16 protein-coding genes are annotated in these 19451 nt (G+C 35.1%); 8 read left to right on the forward strand and 8 right to left on the reverse strand.

Going from position 1 to position 19451, the window contains the following annotated elements; translation table 11 throughout:
- Positions 1-179 precede the first annotated feature (179 nt).
- The 3 genes from tsf to AC1W31_RS10345 all read left to right on the forward strand — a co-directional run bounded on the left by tsf (position 180) and on the right by AC1W31_RS10345 (position 5441).
- Positions 180-1013, forward strand: coding sequence for a translation elongation factor Ts (gene tsf, locus AC1W31_RS10335; RefSeq protein WP_481734360.1), 834 nt, complete (start codon positions 180-182; stop codon positions 1011-1013).
- Positions 1014-1142: 129 nt separating this feature from the next.
- Positions 1143-2345 carry an exonuclease subunit SbcD gene (sbcD, locus tag AC1W31_RS10340; RefSeq protein ID WP_481734361.1) on the forward strand — a complete coding sequence of 401 codons (1203 nt, stop codon included), beginning with the start codon at positions 1143-1145 and terminating at the stop codon, positions 2343-2345.
- A 39-nt stretch (positions 2346-2384) separates the two neighbouring features.
- Positions 2385-5441, forward strand: coding sequence for an AAA family ATPase (locus AC1W31_RS10345; protein ID WP_481734362.1), 3057 nt, complete (start codon positions 2385-2387; stop codon positions 5439-5441).
- Positions 5442-5522: 81 nt separating this feature from the next.
- Here the strand turns inward: AC1W31_RS10345 and AC1W31_RS10350 are convergent, their stop codons facing one another.
- Positions 5523-6509 (reverse strand): zinc ribbon domain-containing protein, encoded by a 987-nt coding sequence (locus AC1W31_RS10350; RefSeq protein ID WP_481734363.1) that lies wholly within the window; start codon positions 6507-6509, stop codon positions 5523-5525.
- 144 nt (positions 6510-6653) lie between these two features.
- On the opposite strand from AC1W31_RS10350, the gene AC1W31_RS10355 reads away from it, so the two are divergent.
- The gene (locus tag AC1W31_RS10355) at positions 6654-7322 is read left to right on the forward strand and encodes a YggS family pyridoxal phosphate-dependent enzyme (RefSeq protein WP_481734364.1); all 669 of its coding nucleotides are present in this window, start codon (positions 6654-6656) and stop codon (positions 7320-7322) included.
- Here the strand turns inward: AC1W31_RS10355 and AC1W31_RS10360 are convergent.
- From AC1W31_RS10360 to AC1W31_RS10370, 3 genes are all read right to left on the reverse strand, one after another.
- On the reverse strand, positions 7319-7609 hold the full coding sequence (locus AC1W31_RS10360) for a hypothetical protein (protein WP_481734365.1): 291 nt from the start codon (positions 7607-7609) through the stop codon (positions 7319-7321). The two genes, AC1W31_RS10355 and AC1W31_RS10360, sit on opposite strands and share 4 nt — an antisense overlap.
- Before the next feature lie 151 nt (positions 7610-7760).
- Positions 7761-8681: an anti-sigma factor gene (locus tag AC1W31_RS10365; protein WP_481734366.1), complete on the reverse strand. Its 921-nt coding sequence runs from the start codon at positions 8679-8681 to the stop codon at positions 7761-7763.
- On the reverse strand, positions 8678-9271 hold the full coding sequence (locus tag AC1W31_RS10370) for an RNA polymerase sigma factor (protein ID WP_481734367.1): 594 nt from the start codon (positions 9269-9271) through the stop codon (positions 8678-8680). Before AC1W31_RS10370 ends, AC1W31_RS10365 begins: the two co-directional genes overlap by 4 nt.
- Positions 9272-9898: 627 nt before the next feature.
- Between AC1W31_RS10370 and AC1W31_RS10375 the strand changes: the two genes are divergently transcribed.
- From AC1W31_RS10375 to AC1W31_RS10385, 3 genes are all read left to right on the forward strand, one after another.
- Entirely contained in the window at positions 9899-10165 is a 267-nt protein-coding gene (locus tag AC1W31_RS10375; protein WP_481734368.1) for an Eco47II family restriction endonuclease, read from the forward strand.
- Positions 10143-10286, forward strand: a complete 144-nt coding sequence (locus tag AC1W31_RS10380; RefSeq protein WP_481734369.1) for a hypothetical protein — start codon at positions 10143-10145, stop codon at positions 10284-10286. Before AC1W31_RS10375 ends, AC1W31_RS10380 begins: the two co-directional genes overlap by 23 nt.
- A gap of 96 nt (positions 10287-10382) precedes the next feature.
- A complete protein-coding gene (locus AC1W31_RS10385) occupies positions 10383-10526 on the forward strand; it encodes an Eco47II family restriction endonuclease (RefSeq protein WP_481734376.1) in 144 nt (47 codons plus the stop codon).
- Between the two features lie 8 nt (positions 10527-10534).
- Here the strand turns inward: AC1W31_RS10385 and AC1W31_RS10390 are convergent, their stop codons facing one another.
- The 4 genes from AC1W31_RS10390 to AC1W31_RS10405 form a co-directional block, all read right to left on the reverse strand.
- Positions 10535-13675, reverse strand: a complete 3141-nt coding sequence (locus AC1W31_RS10390; RefSeq protein ID WP_481734370.1) for a DUF3427 domain-containing protein — start codon at positions 13673-13675, stop codon at positions 10535-10537.
- A 365-nt stretch (positions 13676-14040) separates the two neighbouring features.
- Positions 14041-15162, reverse strand: a complete 1122-nt coding sequence (locus AC1W31_RS10395; RefSeq protein ID WP_481734371.1) for an SO2930 family diheme c-type cytochrome — start codon at positions 15160-15162, stop codon at positions 14041-14043.
- Positions 15152-16360, reverse strand: a complete 1209-nt coding sequence (locus AC1W31_RS10400; RefSeq protein ID WP_481734372.1) for a parallel beta-helix domain-containing protein — start codon at positions 16358-16360, stop codon at positions 15152-15154. The genes AC1W31_RS10395 and AC1W31_RS10400 overlap by 11 nt, the downstream gene beginning before the upstream one ends.
- A gap of 143 nt (positions 16361-16503) precedes the next feature.
- Positions 16504-16968, reverse strand: coding sequence for a DUF1573 domain-containing protein (locus tag AC1W31_RS10405; protein ID WP_481734373.1), 465 nt, complete (start codon positions 16966-16968; stop codon positions 16504-16506).
- Between the two features lie 543 nt (positions 16969-17511).
- Between AC1W31_RS10405 and AC1W31_RS10410 the strand changes: the two genes are divergently transcribed.
- Positions 17512-19451: thiamine pyrophosphate-dependent enzyme (locus tag AC1W31_RS10410; protein ID WP_481734374.1), on the forward strand; the 1940-nt coding region annotated here is incomplete at its 3' end.

Here is a 19451-nt window from a genome sequence, read left to right on the forward strand (position 1 = left end):
TTTAATGAATAAGCAAGAATTAATAATGAACAATTATTTGTTCTTAGATTTAAAAGTAAGTGTTTGATTCAAATAGCCCATAGGTTTCTGTGGGCTATTTGAATTAAAACAGTATTCCAAAATGATTTTTCTAAATCATTTCTAAATTATAACTTTCAAAAAATAAAATTAACAAGATAATGGCTATTTCAGCAGCAGACGTTAATAAATTAAGACAAATGACTGGTTCGGGCATGATGGATTGTAAGAAAGCCCTTACTGAAGCAGGTGGTGATTTTGAAGCCGCCATTGATATTCTCCGTAAAGCTGGTCAGAAAGTGGCCGCTAAACGTGCAGATAACGAAACAAACGAAGGTGTAGTATTGATTGCAATTAGTGCTGACGGTACAAATGGTAAATTAGTAGCTTTAGCTTGCGAAACTGATCCAGTTTCAAAGGTTGCCGACTTTTCTAATTTAGCCAATGCTTTATTGGCTTCTGCGGTAGCGAATGATGTAGCAGATAAAGATGCTTTATTGACTTCTACTTTGGCTGATGGACGTGTTGCACAAGAAGCAATCATTGAATTGACTGGTAAAATTGGTGAGAAAATCAATGTTGCTGGTTATGAAAATGTGACGGCTGAGAAAGTAGTTTCATATATTCACTCAAATAATAAAATTGGTGTTTTAGTGGCGTTCACAAATACACAAGGCATCGATGTTCAAGAAGTTGGTAGAGATATTGCAATGCAAATCACGGCTATGAAACCCGTTGCTTTGGATAAAGGTGATGTTGATTCTGTAACGATTGAGCGTGAAATTGAAATTGGTAGAGACCAAGCTCGTCAAGAAGGAAAACCAGAAGCAATGTTGGATAAAATTGCAGCGGGTAGATTAGAGAAATTCTATAAAGAATCTACTTTATTGAATCAACAATTTGTAAAAGACGGTTCAATCAATATCAAACAATTATTAGAGCAAACGCAAAAAGGATTGACCATCAGTTCTTTCAAAAGAATTGCTTTGGTGTAATTTGAGTTGAGTAAAATATTAAAAGCGGTCTGTGAATCTTTGATTTGCAGACCGCTTTTTGTTTATGGTATGACATCAATAAACCACAATATTTCAGTAATTTGCACCCTCGAATTATTCCACAAAACCATGAAAATCATACATACTGCCGACTGGCATTTGGGTAAACGCCTCCATAAGCAAGACCTCATCGAAGAACATCAACTCTTCTTTGAATGGCTCATTAAAACCATAAAAGAACGTGAAATTGATGTTTTATTAATTGCTGGTGATGTCTTTGACCTTTCTAATCCACCAACCGAAGCAAGGGCTTTATATTATTGGTTTCTACGTCAAATGATTGAACAGAAATGTAAAATTATCATTACGGGTGGGAACCATGATTCGGCTTCTATGCTCAACGCCCCTAAAGATATTTTATCATTGTTGGACGTGGTTGTGGTTGGAGGAGCAACCGCTAATATTGAGGATGAAATTTTTGATTTAAGAGAGGTAATAATTTGTGCAGTTCCTTATTTAAAAGATATGGATATTAGGCAAGCAGTGGAAGCAGAGGGGGTTAATGGACGTGTGGAGGCAGTTAGAAATGGTATCAAAAATCATTATGAGAGTTTAGCTGCCTATTGTCGTGAAAATCATGCGACAACACCCGTTATTGCTATGGGGCATTTATATGCACAGGGTTCAATTACTTCCGAGTCTGAAAGAGAAATTCAAATCGGCAATTTAGCAGCTTTTGGAGAATCTGATTTCTCAGAAACGTTTGATTATGTGGCACTTGGGCATATTCATCGTCCGCAACGAGTTGGCGGTAAGGAACATATTCGTTATTCAGGTTCACCAATTGCACTGAGCTTTAGTGAAAAAAGTGATTTAAAAATTGTAATTGAATTAGAAATTGAATTGGGTAAAATTAAAAGAATAGAAGAAATTTCAGTGCCAAAATTCAGGGTTCTTAAAAAAATAGGAGGAGATTTCATAAAAGTCAAAAGCCTTCTAACAGATTTCTCACACGACTCAATTTTGAAGGCATTTTTGGAAGTAGAAGTTATAGAAGAATCGCATAACCCTTTGTTAATCAGAGAATTAAACGAAATTGTTTCGGTATTTAATGACGACCGTGCTTGTATTCTAAAACAAAAAATTAAATTTACTAACGAAGTCAGTAGCACCGATGAACTGTTTCACGAAGGACAAAATATTGATGATATTACTGAAACAGAAATTTTGTTGAAGCGCCTGGAAAAAGAGAATGGCTTATCGGAAGCGCATCGGATTTTACTGATGGAGGCTTTTACTGAATTGTTACAATTAGTAAAAGAAGAAAACTAAAACACTCATATTTATTAGCATTTATCGCCCGCATAGCAAATGAAAATTAATAGAATATACCTTAAAAATATTAACTCTTTTAAAGGAGAACATACCATTGATTTCACTTTAGATCCATTGTCGGGTGCAGGTCTTTTTGCTATAGTTGGACCAACGGGTGCAGGTAAATCTACACTTTTAGACGCTATCACGTTGGCGTTGTATAATCGTGTGCCAAGATTCGACAAAAAAATCTCTAAAGACCTTGTCGGAGCGGGCGGTTCTATCTTAACACGGGGTGAAAAAGAATGTTGCGTGGAAGTTGAATATATCTCAAAATCAGCAACTTATATTTCAAAATGGTGGATAAATATCAATAGAAATAATAACCTCAACGACTACGGAATGGAGATTGTTGAAAAAATTTCTGGGACAATTATTACTGATAAAAAGACCGAGGTACCCGAGCGAAATCAACGGTTTATCGGTTTAAGTTACGACCAATTTGTGAAGTCGATTTTGCTTTCACAAGGGGAATTTTCCAAGTTTTTAAAGTCGGGAAAAGATGAACGAGGAAAATTATTGGAAGATATTACTGGTATGCAAATTTATCGTCAATTAGGTCAAAAAGCGTATCAAATTTTTAAAGAAAAAGGCGGTTTGTTGAGTGAGAAAAGACAACAAAAAAATAGAATTTCGGATAAATTAGTAAACGATGAAATAGAACAAAAATGGATTACTGAAATCACTCAAAAGAGCAACGAAATTAAAGAAACGGAAGAAAGGTTAGAATTATATAAAAGTAAAATCACATTAAAAAATGAGTTAAAGGTTCTTCGTGAAGTTATTACGCAAAAAGAAGAAGAAAAAGCAAATATACAAGCAGAATGGCAACTATTTGAACTTGAAAAAGCTCCTTTATTGGCGAATCATGAAGCAGCTGAACCTTTTAGGGAACGAATTTTGAATCTTGAAAACAAGAAGCAAATTCAAGCAAATTTGAAAATTCGTTTAGGAAATGGACAAAGAGAGTTGATTGAAAACAAGAAAAAATTAGTAGAAATTTTACAATCAATCAATACATTAATAAAGGCAGAAACGACTTTTGAAAATGCGGTTCAAGATATTCAAGAATTCAGAGATAATGTAAATGAATTATCCAATCAACAACGGAATCAAGAAAGTATTCTTACCCAACAACAAACTCAAATTCAAGAAATTATTGCTTCTTTGAAAAACATAGATTTGTCTGCCATCAAATTAAATGCTCTTTCAGAAATATCGTTACTTGCCATTACGGGAATAGCTGAAGAACGCAAAAAAAAGCAAACGGAATGGTTGAAATTTATTGAGATTGAAGATATTGAATTACTGAATTTTCAAAAAGACAAGTTTGAACTCAATAGAAAACATTATATTGAGTTGAGTGGGAGAATTAAGGATTTTACGGAAGCACAAAAAGGTGTTAATGAATCAGAAATTGAGGAAAAATCACAAACTAAGTTTATCGAAGAAAGTATTTTAATTCTTGAAAAATTACAAGAAGACTTAATTAAAATTGAGTTGGAAATTGAAAATTTAGAGCTGGAAAAAGGTAAATTAAGTAAGACATTTAATTTTGATAAAGAACGAAATAATCTTCTTAAAAAAGACGAACCATGTCCTCTTTGTGGTTCAATTGAACACCCCTTTTTAAGTCATTATGCCAATAATTACGTTGAAATCGACCAACAAATAATTGCCCAAAAAGCAAGACAAAAAGAGCAAACTAAGCAAATAAATACGCTAAGTTCAAAGATTGAAACGGCTCGTCAAGTTGCTAAAAAAGAAGAAGTGAGAAAGATAATTTTTAGCGAAAAACGTCAGCAAAATCTTGATGAAATCAATAAAATAAAACAACTTTTATTACTTGAAAAGGTAGGGAATTTAGCTTGGGTAGAAGAACAAATTGTATTGAAAGATTCACAAATCACAACTATTGGACTGTTGGAGAAATCAATGGGAGACAGGGACTTTTTGCTGAATTTATACAGGAAAGTAAAAGAAATAATTGGAATTCAAGGCAAAAATAATGAGCTAAAAGCAAAAACAATTACCTTATATTCAGGAACTAATATAAATTCAGACTGTGATAAATTTCAAAGTAATCTATCATCAATTAGTACAAAAATCACATCGGACAAATTGTTAATCAAAGATTTAGAGAAAGAAGTTGATGAAAAAAATACGTCTATTCTATCAATAGAAAATGAATTAATGGGTCAAATACAATCGGGTGGATTTAAAGATCTTGATGATTTAAAATCTTATTTACTCACACCCGATGAGGCGAAGGCAATTAGGGCGAATCAAGAGCGAATCAGAACTCAAATCAATGCGTTAATCAAAATAGTTGATGACCGCAAAAACGATTTGACATTAAAAGAGAAATGTGATAATGATGCCATCACTTTGGAAGAACTCGATGCTGGCATTACAAAGCTTCAATCTGACAAAGAAAATGTTGCCAAAGAATTAGATGAAACGAAGCTATTATTAAGAATTCAAATAGAAAATAAAAATGAAGTTACCAATATTAGTAAGGAATTAGAAATCTTAGAAAAATCTAATTTAAAATGGGAGCTTTTAGACCGCTATATTGGCGATTCGGAAGGAAAAAAATTTAGCACTTTCGCTCAAGGATTAACCCTTTCAAGACTTATTGCACTATCAAACAAACGTTTATCCGAACTTTCAGATCGTTATTTGTTGGATAAACCAACGGAAAAAGAAGACGATGAATTAATGGTTCTTGACCAATACATGGGCAATGAACGAAGGTCAGTTAAAACACTTTCGGGCGGAGAAACTTTTATGATTAGTTTGTCGCTGGCGCTGGCTTTATCAGATTTAGCTTCACGAAATGTGAAATTAGAAAGCCTTTTTATTGATGAAGGTTTTGGAACGCTTGACCCTGAAACGCTTGAAACGGCTCTATGTACCTTAGAAAAATTACAACAAGAAGGTCAGAAAAATATTGGAATTATTTCACACGTAGAATCAATAAAAGAAAGAATTTCAACCCAAATTAGACTACAAAAAGACAGTCGAGGGTTTAGTAAGATTGAGATATTTTAAAAGTTAAAAAGGAGTTGATATCCAGAACATTAAGTTCCAAAATCAACTCCTCTTTTTGCATTTATTAACTGATAACTAATCCTATTTCACTTCAAAAACTCCTTCACCTATCCGATAGCCCTCTGCGTATAATTCAATGATATGTTTGCCTTCTTTATAAGACTGCCCACGACTGTAAACAAATTCAACTGACTGGTGTGAATTATCGAACAATATTTTTTGTCTGGCAGTATAAGTGGTTTCTCTGCCTTTGTACGAGAATGTACCCGAACCCGTTGCCATGTCTGCAACAGTGGCACCCGATGGGTCAAGAATTCTCAAATAAATTGTTTTGGCTTCACGAGTTGTTATTTGATTTTCTTGCAAATAGAACGTAATCCGTACTTTATCAACCCTTTTTGAGCGATAAATTCCTCCGTCACTTTCTTTCCCTTTGGTCGAAATGGCATAAGTATTAATACTTTCTGCACGCAATGCCGCTGCTTGCGAAACTTTATCGTTCAATTCACGATTGCGAGCTTCCACTTCTTTGGCACGGTCGGAGAGTTCTTTTTGTTTTAGCGAATAATTTGTTGCAGAGTCACTCAAGGCTTTTTGGGCGAAAGAAATATCTTCCAAAAGGTTTTTTGTTTCCTTGCTCAAAGAATCATTTTGGGCTGATAAAATTCCATTTTCTCTGCGCAAAGTAACTAATTGTACGTCTTTTTGCCCCAATAAAGCCAAATAATCTTTAATTTTTGTCTCGTATTTTTTTACAGAAAAGCCTTCCATCTTCTGTAATGCCACTTTATCGGCTCGCAGTTGGGTCTTAGCACGGATTAATTCATCAACGTTTCCTCCTAATTTCCTTATCTCAACAATTTTACTATTTAGCTGGTTTTCAATTGAGTCTAATTTAATATTTGCTGATAATAATTCTTTGGCTTGGGTGGTTGAAATCTCTTCAACCTTGCGATTATTCTGACGTTCACGGAAATATAAAAAACCTAAAGCAATGGTCAACAGTCCGAGGACTGCCACTGCAATTTTGAGTTTATTTTCGCTCTGCCTGTTGGGGTTGTACTCCATTTTGATTTATGATAATTTATTGGTCGTGTTAATTATTAAACGATTATACTTAGGTATTATTTGTAAAATTTATTCAATAACTATGTTTAATTTTACAAATCTAAGTTATTAGAATTGATAACGCAAAAAATTGTAAAATTGACAATGAATATATCACAAAATATAGAAAAAATCAACACCGCTTTAGCGAAAACCTCTGCACGGTTAATCGCTGTGACAAAAACTAAACCCTTAGCCGACTTACAAGCGGCTTATGATGGAAATTGCAAGGTATTTGGAGAAAATAAAGTCCAAGAAATGGTGGAAAAATGGGAAGTTTTACCCAAAGACATTGAATGGCATTTGATTGGACATTTACAATCTAATAAAGTCAAATACATGGCTTCGTTTGTTTCGATGATTCATTCGGTCGATTCTTTGAAATTGTTGCAAGAAATTGATAAACAAGCGCTTAAAAACAATCGAGTGATTGATTGTTTACTGCAAATATACATCGCTAAAGAAGAAACTAAATTTGGATTATCCGAAGATGAAGCCCGTGAAATCTTGGATTCTGAAGAATTTAAGACGATGAAAAACGTGAGAATTGTGGGTGTAATGGGTATGGCTACTTTTACGGATAATCAAGAACAAATTCGCTCAGAGTTTAGAGGATTGAAAGCTTTTTTTGAAACTTTAAAAACCCAATCTCCACCTACTGCAACCCTACAATTGAAGGAAGTATCCATGGGAATGTCGGGTGATTATTTGATTGCAGCCGAGGAAGGTTCAACGCTTGTGCGGGTTGGTTCGGCTATTTTTGGGAGTCGTTAATTCAAAACCATTTTCGGGAAACGATACATTTGGGAATCATAAATCATCAATTGGTCGATTTCCAATTCAAAATATTTGTATAAAGGCGAGCGTTCAAGTTGCTTATGAATATCTAATTTGTCCTTGGCATTCATCGTTATCCATCCACGCCCTACCTCCGCTGAAATAGCGTAACAATCAATTACTCCTTTCAAAATAAGGTCACTAATAACCCCACGGTGTTTTGGAACGAGATTCATAAACTCTTCATCTACACTAAAAAATACACATACCTGATACTTGTTCATATTCTTTCTTTTTTTGTGGTAAATTTCCTTTGTAAATATACCAACAAATGTCTAACAAAAAAATAACCTTGTCCATTCCACAGCCAAGGTTATTTTAATTTTAATGGTCAAATATTTAAGAAACATCGCTTCGTAATTTGACAAACCCGTTTTACACCGCCCCCATTACATAAATCACCCCTTTAGGTCCTGCTTCAGTGGTACTTCCACCCGTATTTTCTAAGGAGATTGCAAAAGCAACGGCATTTGTCAGGGACTTCATTTTCACAATATTCGTATTTCCATTTATCATTCCAGCATCCACGGGTTTGCCATCTATAATTGCCCATAATTGGTATTGTTTACCCGTTGGGGCTTGTGGCAATTGCAAAGCTGACAAATAGACTTCGTTTTTGTTTTTATCAAAATAAATCAATGCTTTTGCCGTTGGGGATACTGGTTGTCCAACCAATTTAATTACCTTGAAATCAGTGTTTTGTAAAATTGCCACTTCTTCTTGATAACTCGCTTTAAGGGCTTGACCTTGTTGAGCAAGAACTTGATTTTGTGTTTCAAGCGCCACTAATTTATCTTCTGAATTCTTCCAATTTTTAAAAAACCAGATATTTCCAGCAATACTCAAAGCCAACAAAACCCACGAGGCTGCCATTCTGAATATTGAACGCTGTGGAGCTGAGGCACCACTTAAACTTACAATTTCACGAGGATTTTCGTTAATTTTCTTGCTATCCTCCGATAAATTTTCACTGCCAACGGCTGATTGATTGCTGTCACCCGCCAATTGTTGGTTTGCTACTGTTGATTGTCCTCCGTGTACCGCTGATTGAAAACGATCGGCTGAAATTGGTTCGCTAAAAAGTTCTGCCATAATTTTATCTTTCAAAAATGCTGGTGGTTCTTTTTCGTATTGCAAAACGTAATTTTCAATTGTATTGCTTACCGATTCTATTTCTGCTTGTACTTCAAGGTATTCCAACGCCAGTCGTTCCACTTCTGCCGACTCCCCGGCAGTGGTTATTCCCAGCACGTAACTTTCTATGATTCCTGATTCTATATATTCCTTCGTGTTCATATAACTGTGGCTAAAATTCCTAATAGAAATACCATTCCAAATTCTACAAAATATTGTCTTAACTGTACGATGGCGGCTTTCACACGGGTTTTCACCGTGCCTAATGGAATCCCAAATTCGTCCGCAACTTCCGCCTGTGTATAACCCTGAAAATAGAGTAAATCTATCATCTGTTGGTATTCTGGGCGTAAGTTTTCGACTACCTTTTTGATTCCGATAGCGTCAATATCAAACTGACTACTTTCTTGATTATCAATAAAATTAATACTGGTATCAAGGTCTTGATTTCGCTGAGAATTCTGAAATTCCTGCGAGCGTATTCTATCAATGGCCGTATTTCGTGCCACATTCAGAATCCAAGTAAATAATGTTCCTTTGGTTCGATTATAGGCTTCTATATTCTTCCAAATCTTTACAAAGGCATCTTGCATGACATCGGCGGCGGTTTCTTCTGAGCGAACTATTTTCAGAACAACGCCATAAAGTGCCGATGAGTAATTGTCATACAAGATGGAGAATCCTCGCTCGTCTTTGCTCTGGAGCAACGACACGAGAGCCTCTTCAGCTATAATTGTTTTACGTTTAGACATGAGTGTTTTCTCTCGTGAATGTATTAGTGTTTGTGAAATAAGATTTTTCGATAATCTACTGTGTTGTTAAACAAAAACAGCATCATAAGTTTGAATCAAATTTACACAAAATACATTCTTATTCAATGGCTTAATAAAGATAACTTGGATTTGAAAGAAAGATTATTGGCAGAATATTCAATAATTCGATAAAGGTTTAAAAACAAAGGACTCTCACAAGCTGGAAAGCCCTTTGTATATTACCCATTATTAAACCACACCTGTCTATGAGGCGTGGAGAAAACAATTTGGCGAACAGGGTAAAAGGCAATTATTTTGATGATAAATAGTTTCGTTAAAGCGCTGAACGACCTTAAAGCTATTTAGTTTTCATAAATGCACTTTTTCCCTTTTTCCATCCTTTCCCTCCATACCTTATACGTTGCTAAATTTAACAAATGCATAACCCAGTTCATTAGATAATAGCTCAACTGCAGATGTCCGCTATATTTTCATGATATCATTGTTTAATCTTCTTTCAAATACATCTACGAGAAATGGATTGGATTTGGATTGTTTGTGTTGAAAAAATTTTAAAATTTGGGTAAATAGGTTATTTTAGCCCATGAATCTTAAATCCAATAATTAATGAAAAATAAATACGTTAGTTACATCTCAGATCAACATCTACTCCACTGCATAGCCAATCTTCATAAAGCCTATTTAAAAGCGAAGAATAATGTGAGTAAAAAGTCATTTTACAGTAATAAAGTCGATACCATTAAACTCAGGTTCGACTCAAAGTTTAATGACATTGACGAAGAAAGTCTTATTCAATCCGAAATTTTACGACAAATTGATAAATCTATCAATAATTCGATAGGGACTTTTCATGAACAATTTTTGGGGATATGAAGTGGGCATTTTGAGTGGATATGATGTGAAGGCTACTGATGATACTATGTTTGCAATGTTTCTATCGAATCCTATGCGTCAGAATTTTGAAGACGCAATTTTTGAGAAACTTGCAAAATAAGCAAAACTTTATAAAAATTCAATTTGTTATTTAGTTGATTTCAATTTAGATGATTGCTGTTACGAAAAATGGGTAATAGCCACTTAAGAAAGTAATATAAGTCACAAAAGAGTTTATAGAATTTCAATCGATAAATTTTATGGCATATTGACTCAAAATGAAATAGCATATTCTCAGTTAAAACAAATGTTACCAAAAGCTGTATCTGAGTTTATAAAATGTTCAGAGGCAATTATATGAAAAACTTTTTATCCAATTGCCATTTTTGCTGAATCTTTCCAGATATAATGTGGCATCGGGTCATGGAGTTGCCACTTAATACTCATTGGTTTTGAACCAGAATATTCTAAAAATTTTGCATTTCCAATAAAAACAAAGGCCATTGTATTTTTAAATTCGTCTGTGTTTTTCTCCCGAACAAAGAGTAATATGTTCTTCTGAGAATCTTGTTGGTTGATATATGTTAAGCCTTTTCCCTTATCTGGTCTGGCAGAATTTTGAGTTTGCCAGTGAAAAATATTTTCACTAATGGCAAAATCTTTGTATAAATTACTCGGAGAAAAGTCAGTTTCAGACTTGATTAAATCTATAAAAAGCAGTTCAGTTTTTAAATTCTTATTTTCAGCAACACCCTCTCGATTATTAGATTTTTTATCAAATGTGGATATATTAAAAGCTGCTAAGATTTGGTCTCTGGTATATCGACTATGAATTTGTAAAGGTTGAGAATAAGGAAGTGAAATTTCACTTTCCAAAAAATCAATTTTGTCAATTAATATTTCAAGAATTCCAATTATTTCTTCTGTAAGGATTTTATTTTTACCTATTGCTTTGATGCTATCTTCTAATGTGTTGAAGCCACCTGCTACCTGCCAAATATCATAATGGAGCATTAAACACATCCCTTTTTCTATTTTACTAAATTGGTCAATATTTATATTAAAATTTTTCTTTGCTAATGCTAAGATGAAATTGAAGTAAGAAATAGAATTACACGATAGCCATTTTTTACTAATTGCTCTTGTAATTTCTTGTTCATTAATAGGTGGGTAATCTTCTATCTGTTCTGCCAAAACGCATAATCGTTTCCAATTACCCTTTTTATAAATTAATTGCAATGGTATATGATAAAATTCTGAAAAATTTTTTAATGAAAGAGGCAGTGAAGTTTGATGCTTGTAATTTTGAATTTTATTAAGCAATTGATTTTTATTCAAGGATGTTGCTTTTCTAATATTTTCAAGAATAAAGTCTTTTGATTTCTTTTCTAAAACTACAATGCAACCAAGAGGTAAATGGGGGAAATTATCTTCAATCTCTTTTTGAATTGATGTATTAGTCTTGCCAATCAACGCTCTGAATTTTCCTTCAAAATCGTATTCAGGCCTTGAATTTCCAACAAAATCTAAAACGGTCAAACACTCTTTTCCGTCAGCTAATCTTAAACCTCTTCCAAGCTGTTGAAGGAAAACTGTTAAACTTTCCGTAGGTCTTAGAAACAAAATAGTATCAATTTCTGGCAAATCAACCCCTTCGTTAAAAATATCAACAACAAAAAGATAGTTAATTTCTTTGCTTAAAAACTTACTTCTTATCGAATCTCTTAATTCGTTTCTTGAACTTGTTAAATAATCAGCTTTCAGGCCGGCAAGCAAAAATTTTTCAGCCATAAATTGAGCATGCTCTTGTGTTACACAAAAACACAAAGCTCTTGCTTCGTCAATATCTTTTAAGTATTTATTCAAGTTAGAAATTATTTCTCCTACTCGTCTATCATTTCGGGTATAAATACGAGTTAACTCACTTGGCAAATACCTTCCATTTTTCCATTCTACATTTGATAAATCAATGCTGTCGGTAATTCCAAAATATTGAAAGGGACAAAGTAATTTTCGGTTAAGTGCTTCCGGCAATCTTATTTCAGCAGCTATTGTATTTGAGAAATCTTTAAGAATATTTTCGCCATCCATTCTTTCTGGAGTAGCTGTTAAACCTAAAAGAATTTTAGGTTTAAACCGATTCAATATTGGGCGATAACTGGAAGCTGCAATATGATGAACTTCATCTACAATTATGAAATCATAGAATGTTTCGCTAAGGTTGAGATTATCAATTTTGTTGTTTAGCGTTTGAACAGAAGCGAAAACACAATCATATTTCTCAGGTTCAATGCCATCGACCCACAATTCCCCAAAGTTGTTATTTTTCAGAATTCCTTGAAAAGTTGCTTGGGCTTGTTGAAGAATTTCCTTTCGATGAGCCACAAATAAAAGCTTTGGATTTGATATTTGCTTTGCAAAGTTTTTAAAATCAAATGCCGAGATAACGGTTTTTCCTGTTCCAGTTGCAGCAACAATTAGATTTCTATAACGATGATGAACTATTCTTTCTACCGCTAACTTTTCTAAAATTTCTTCTTGAAATGGAAATGGTTTTATATCAAAATATGCAGCAGAACTATTCCTTTCTGTTGTCTTCTCTTTTTTAAGCGCTATTCTTAATTTTTCAGAATGATGGTTATTATCAAATAATTCAAACTCCTTATCTTGCCAATAAGTATCAAAAGTTTTTTGAAATTTATCAATGATATGGCCAACTTCTTTAGTAGTGATTTTTAGGTTCCATTCAAGCCCATTTGTTAATGCTGAACGGGAAATATTTGATGATCCAATGTAACCTGTATGAAATCCTGTATTTCTAATGAACAAATATGCCTTTGCGTGCAACCTTTCATTATCTGTATTATAGGAAACTTTGATTACAGTATTCTTTAACGAAGAAAGATATTGTACGGCTTTCAAATCTGTTGCTCCCATATAGGAGGTAGTAATTACTTCAAGTTTCCCTCCTTTTTCAGTAAACTCAACCAATTCTTTTTCAAAAATTCTAATTCCAGTCCATTTAATGAATGAAACCAAGAAGCAAATTCTATCAGATGAAAGAATTTCTTTTTTTATTTCGCTCTCAAGTGAAATACCAGCGTTATTTCCAGTGAATAATTCACTTTGGGATAATCGAGTATATGGAGTAATTTCTTTTAAGTATTTATCAAAATCTGAAAACCTTGCATCAAGCTTTGACAAAATTGCTGAAAGAATTTTTGCTTCTGTAACAATCAAATTATCCTCAAATTCTTCATCATTTAACTCATCTCGTAATAGAAAAATAATCTTGTTGGATACTTCTATTTGCTTTTCAATACTATTATCACCAGGAAGTAGATTTAAAGCTAATCGAATTTTTTCGCTTAAATACTGAGAAAAAATCCTTGCAGCTTCGTTTTTATCAATTGCGGTCTCTTTTATATAAAAAGTATCTCTTTGTAAGTTACTCAACTTAGATGAAATCAATTTATTTATAAGTTGCTCGTATAGTCCTATTTCTTTCATAATAATCTTATCTTAATCCTTTCAAAAGCAATGTTGTTATTTGCTTTTATTTTGAATTTTAAAATTGGCTAATAAATTTTATAAATGAATGCGCAACTTCAATAACTAACTTAATTAAAATTGTAATAGCAGTTTAACTGTATTGTTGTACAACTGAGCTTGCAAATTTCTAATCATCAGAAAAGGTTTAGATTCTGGTGTATCCACAAAGAGCAAAGTAACGAGTTTTTCAGGGAGGCATCTCTCAGTTTACTTTTATGTAGCGTTAATATCTATATGTAAGGAAAGGTTAATTTCAACCAATTTCATCATAAATGCCAGTTTTACTATTACTCAAATAGAAACTTTTACAGAACAAAATATTCTCACTTCAAAGACCGAATCCATTCCCGCACTAATGCCACACCCTCTTTATGCGTCGTTTTTCGCCCTACTTCGGGCATCATGATTCCTGGATCGATGGATTCCATTCGGTAGATGAGGATTGATTTATCGGGATTCCCTCGCACGATGTCATAATCACGATTGCCTGAGCCACGCCCCGCCGCCACGGGTGTTTTATCGAATCCCAAAGCCGTGAGATTATTTTCGTGAATACTCAAATTCAAGCCCGAAGTCATGGCGGCCCCTTTTGGATTATGACAGTGCGCACAATTAATATCTAACCAAGCCCTCGAACGTTCTTCTAAGGTTCCTGTTTCGGGTTTATTCCAAACTGCCAATTTGGGACAATCTTTCAAATCTGGCATATCTTTTAATAAACCCGCTTTTTGTAAGTGAATTAATTGATTTTCAGTTTTATCTTCATAAACAAAATCGCCATTCAATTGCCTAGCCGAAGGACCAATCGGAGTCATTACTTCCGAACGATTATGACAACCTTTGCACTGATTCAGATTTGGCATTGAATACTGTTGTGTTCTTTTTTTACCGTCTAAATATACATAACTGACTTCTTTGGTATCGCCCGCAACCTCCAGAACTGCTTCCGTTTGTTCATCATTCCAAACGTATTCCAAGGCTTTCCAGCCGCTTTCTTCATGAATCAACAAACGAGTTTCCATCAATCGTCTGCCTTTGGAAACATCTCTAAAATCGTTGGGATAATAAAAAGTTTTGATGATGGTTGTTCCGACTGGAAAATCTAACACTTCCTTGGGATTATAGGCAACAGTTTTTCCTGCTGGGATTTTTACGAATCTCAACTTCTCGGCATAATCAGAAAATAAAGGGGTATTTAAGGAATACGGAACAATTCCATCCACGGGTTTTTGTGTTGCCATATTTCCCTTGAAAAAGCCGTATTCCGAAAGATTCATTTTTGGAGCAGTAGCTTGATTTTCAGAGAGATGTAGAGAATTGACGGAAAGAAATACCAGCAGAATAAATACTAAAATAACACCTTTAATGGGATGATTAAGGAATGCTTCGCTCTGTGCGAAGCATTCCTTACACTTCAAATATAAATATTGTGTTTTACTTTTCATTTCTAACCAATTTAATCGGCTCAAGCGTACAATCATAGTTTGAAATATCACGTGACATACCCTTAAAACCATGTTCAGCGTCAATGTTTACAAAAGTCTGATTTTTGTTATTTTTGATACAAATTTTCTTATCTGGAAATGTATTCCCCTGTGAATCAATCGTTTGTGGATCAATGATTCCATCGTAGATAATATGCGGAACGTCTTTTCCAAACTTCAATTTAAGTCGAAACATCAAGCCCATTCTTCCTTTACTGGTCGGGCGAATATGTTGCCGTTGATACTCATTATCGTGAATACTGATGGCGCTTGGATAAGGGTAGTATGCTGCGTCAGTCACGGGTCTTTCGGTCATATAATAACTAATAATTCCTGTGCCAATTGTTTTATTATTGATAATTCTATTCTGGAAAATTTCAACGTTACTGGCCGCCAACAATAAAATGCCTGTCCCGTCAGATACACTCGCCACAATATTTCCTTTTGGGGCAAAATTCAAGAAATTATTATCGTGGATGTAGTTGTTATAAACCTTACAAAACCCGCCTTTTTTCTGGACTAAATCGGGTAAATCAAAAACCAAAATGCCACCCGTATTTTCGTAAGCCTCACAATCATGTACACTCGCATACAAGGAATTCTCTATTTCAATACCCGCCACATTGTGATAAGCTTTTGAGTTTTTTACTTCAATATTTTTGGATTGTCCTACGTAAATTCCCGCATCAGATGCACCGATGGCAATACAATTATCAATCATAACTTCCTGACATTGCACTGGATACAACCCATAACCACCATTTTTCTCCGAAGGTGTGCCCGTCCATTCTACTTTCACATTTCTGAAAGTAATGCCTTTCACATTCATTGTTTTTATTAAATCTCCCTTTGAATCTTGGAGCGTCATATTTTCAATGGTGATATTCTCTCCGTTTGAAATTCTTAGACCTTCTGCCCCTTCGGTTTGTCCTTTGAAACTGAGAATTGTCTTGTCCATTCCTTTTCCGCTAATGACAACATTTTTCTTATCCTCCATCGAAAGACTGCTTGAAAAAGTAAAAGTTCCTTCATCCAAATCAACGCTTGAACCATTCTCGGCCATGATTAATTGGGTTTGGATTTTCTTTTGAATATTCTGTTGAGAAAAACCCATCTGTAGGCTTATCATCAATACAGCGAAAGTGAGTATAATTTTCATGAGTTTGTTGTTTGGATATGAAAGTAAAAATTGTTTTCATATGGATATAAATTTACTCAAATTCTCTACAAAACAAAAATTCCCACAAGCGTCAAAAACACTCGTGGGAATTTCTAAATATAAGATAAGAAATAGCTTTTCGCTTATTTACTTGATTTTTTCTTAACTGTTGCTTTTACAGGTGCTGGTGCTGGTGCTGGTGCTACTGCTGGAGCAGCTGCTGGTTCTGCCGCCGCTGATTTTGGATTCACTTCACCTTTGATTGATAATACAATTTGTGGTGTTTCTGAATTACTAATAACGGTTACTGTTTTAGAGAAATTACCTGGACGACCTTGTGAGTTGAAAGAAGCCATAACTTTCCCTGTTTTACCTGGCATAACTGGCTCTTTTGTCCAATCTGGCGTAGTACAACCACAAGATGCTTGTGCATTTGAGATTACTACGGGTGCAGTACCGGTGTTTGTAAACTCAAAAGTATAGGCAGCTTGAACGCCTTCTTCTACTTTACCGAAATCATGGGATTCAGTTTTGAATTTGATAACTCCTTGTGCGTTTGCAAATGTTGCTACGAACAAAAATGCGAATAAGAAAAATAATTTTTTCATGGCTAATTCTGATTTGTTGTTTATTGTTTATGATACCTTTTTCAGTGAAAAATGAGTAGAAAAGAATGAATAGTTATTAATTCTTCCCCAAACAAAAGGCACTTTGAATTAAAAATGACTTAGAATTGTTTGATTTTGAAAAGATTTATTGGCAAGTTATTTAAAATATTTCGTAAAAAATATTCTGTAAACGCATTACTCAACACCCATATCTCAAAGCTATTCTCAATTTCACGAAACAAAAGTATATGCTTTGAAAAGGTTTGCAAAATCTTTGCCAATCTTTAACAAATCATTAACAATGCGCATAAACTCTTGGTTCGATTTGCATTGTTTGTGGTACTAAGTATTTTTTTGTATTTTTGGAGGAAATTTCGATGTGCATAACTCAATATTTAGATGTTCAGTTTTCGATGTTCGGTTTCAAAGAATGCTACTTGCTCCAAATCGAACATCAAGAAACGAACATCCATCATCGGCAAAGCGGAACTCCGCCCGAACCAACATCGAAAACCTAATATCTAACATCGAAAAAACCCTGCCTTGGAAAAAGAATTACTATCTGAAACGGTTACCTTCACCAAAGAATCTGTCTTGGTTGATTATCAACTCGCTCGTATGAGCCGAGAATGTAGTCTATTGGTCAGGAAAGAGGTTTTTGCAGGAAGAGCCAAGTTTGGAATTTATGGAGATGGCAAGGAAATGTGCCAAATTGCTCTCGCTCGTGCCATGCAAGCGGGTGATTTTGTTTCGGGCTATTACCGTGATCAAACCATCGTAGCAGCGGTTGGCGATATGACTTGGACCCAGTATTTCTCCCAATTATACGGACACCCAGATATTGAATTCGACCCACACACGGGCGGACGAACCATGAATAATCACCATGCAACTCGTTGGTTGGATTCGGAAGGAAAATGGCTTGACCAAACAAAATTATATAACTCCATCGGAGGAGTTTCTTCAACGGCTGGGCAAATGCCTCGGGCGATTGGGGCGGCTTATGCTTCAAAATTATACAGACAACTCTCTGATTTACAGGAAATTTCAGAAAAATTCACCCGTGGTGGCAATGAAGTTTGTTTCTCAACGATTGGCGATGCCTCCACTTCGGAAGGAATGTTTTTGGAATGTGTGAATGCCGCAGGGGTTTTGCAAATCCCTTTGGTGATGTCGGTTTGGGATGATGGTTATGGAATTTCTGTTCCTTCCAAATTTCAGACCACAAAATCTTCTATTTCAAAGGCCTTGGCAGGATTTCAACGCAATGAAGATGGTGAAGGTTTGGAAATTTTTACGGTTAAAGCGTGGGATTATGTTGGTTTAATGGAAACTTACCAAAAAGCAGCTGCTTTGGCTCGTGATTTTCATATTCCATCGTTGGTTCACGTAGAAGAAGTTACCCAACAACAAGGACACTCAGCATCAGGCTCGCATGAGCGTTATAAATCTGTCGAGAGACTTCAATTTGAACTCGACTTTGATTGTAATGCTAAATTCCGTGAGTGGATTCTTGCGGAAGAATTTGCTACCGAAGAAGAATTACAACTCATTGATGATAAATGTGTTAAAGCTGGCCGTGCTGCCCAAAAAGAAGCATGGAACGCCTACATGGATTCAATAAAACCGGAGCGTGAAGATGCACTTTCGTTGATGTATCAGGCAGCTTCAGAAAGCAAAAGTGGCGTAGAAATTAAAGCCATTGCCGAAGGTTTACGCAAGGCAGTCAATCCAATTCACCACGAAAATGTAGTGGCTGCTCGTAAGGTTTTAAGGAAATTACGTTTTGAAGAAACCTCAACAAAACAGGGCTTAAAAGAATGGTTGGCAAAAGCTGCCGAGAATAATCTTGACCGTTTTAACTCTCATCAGTACAGTATTTCGGATGAATCTCCCTTGAAAATTTCAGTTGTGCTTCCTCAATATGATGGCACTTCGCCAAGTGTGGACGGACGAGAGATTTTGAATAAAAACTTCAACCATTTGTTCTTGACTGACCCAAGAATTTTTATTTTGGGAGAAGATGTTGGAAAAATTGGCGATGTAAACCAAACCCTCGCAGGACTGCAAGAAAAACACGGAGCTTTACGAGTTACTGATACAGGAATTCGTGAAATGACCATCGTGGGACAAGGAATCGGGGCGGCCATGCGTGGGCTTCGTCCTATCATCGAAATTCAATATTTAGACTATATTCTTTATCCGTTTGCAACGCTTTCGGACGATTTAGCTTGCTTATATTATCGCACCGTGGGTGGCCAAAAAGCACCTTTGATTATCCGTACTCGTGGGCATCGTTTGGAGGGAATGTGGCATTCAGGTTCTCCAATGGCAGTCTTGTTGGGAGGACTCAGAGGCATACATCTGTGTGTACCTCGCAACATGACACAAGCGGCAGGGATGTACAATACCCTCCTAAATTCAGACGACCCAGCCATTGTGGTGGAATGTTTGAATGGCTATCGTTTGAAAGAAAAATTACC

Source organism: Arcicella sp. (genome assembly GCF_964672035.1).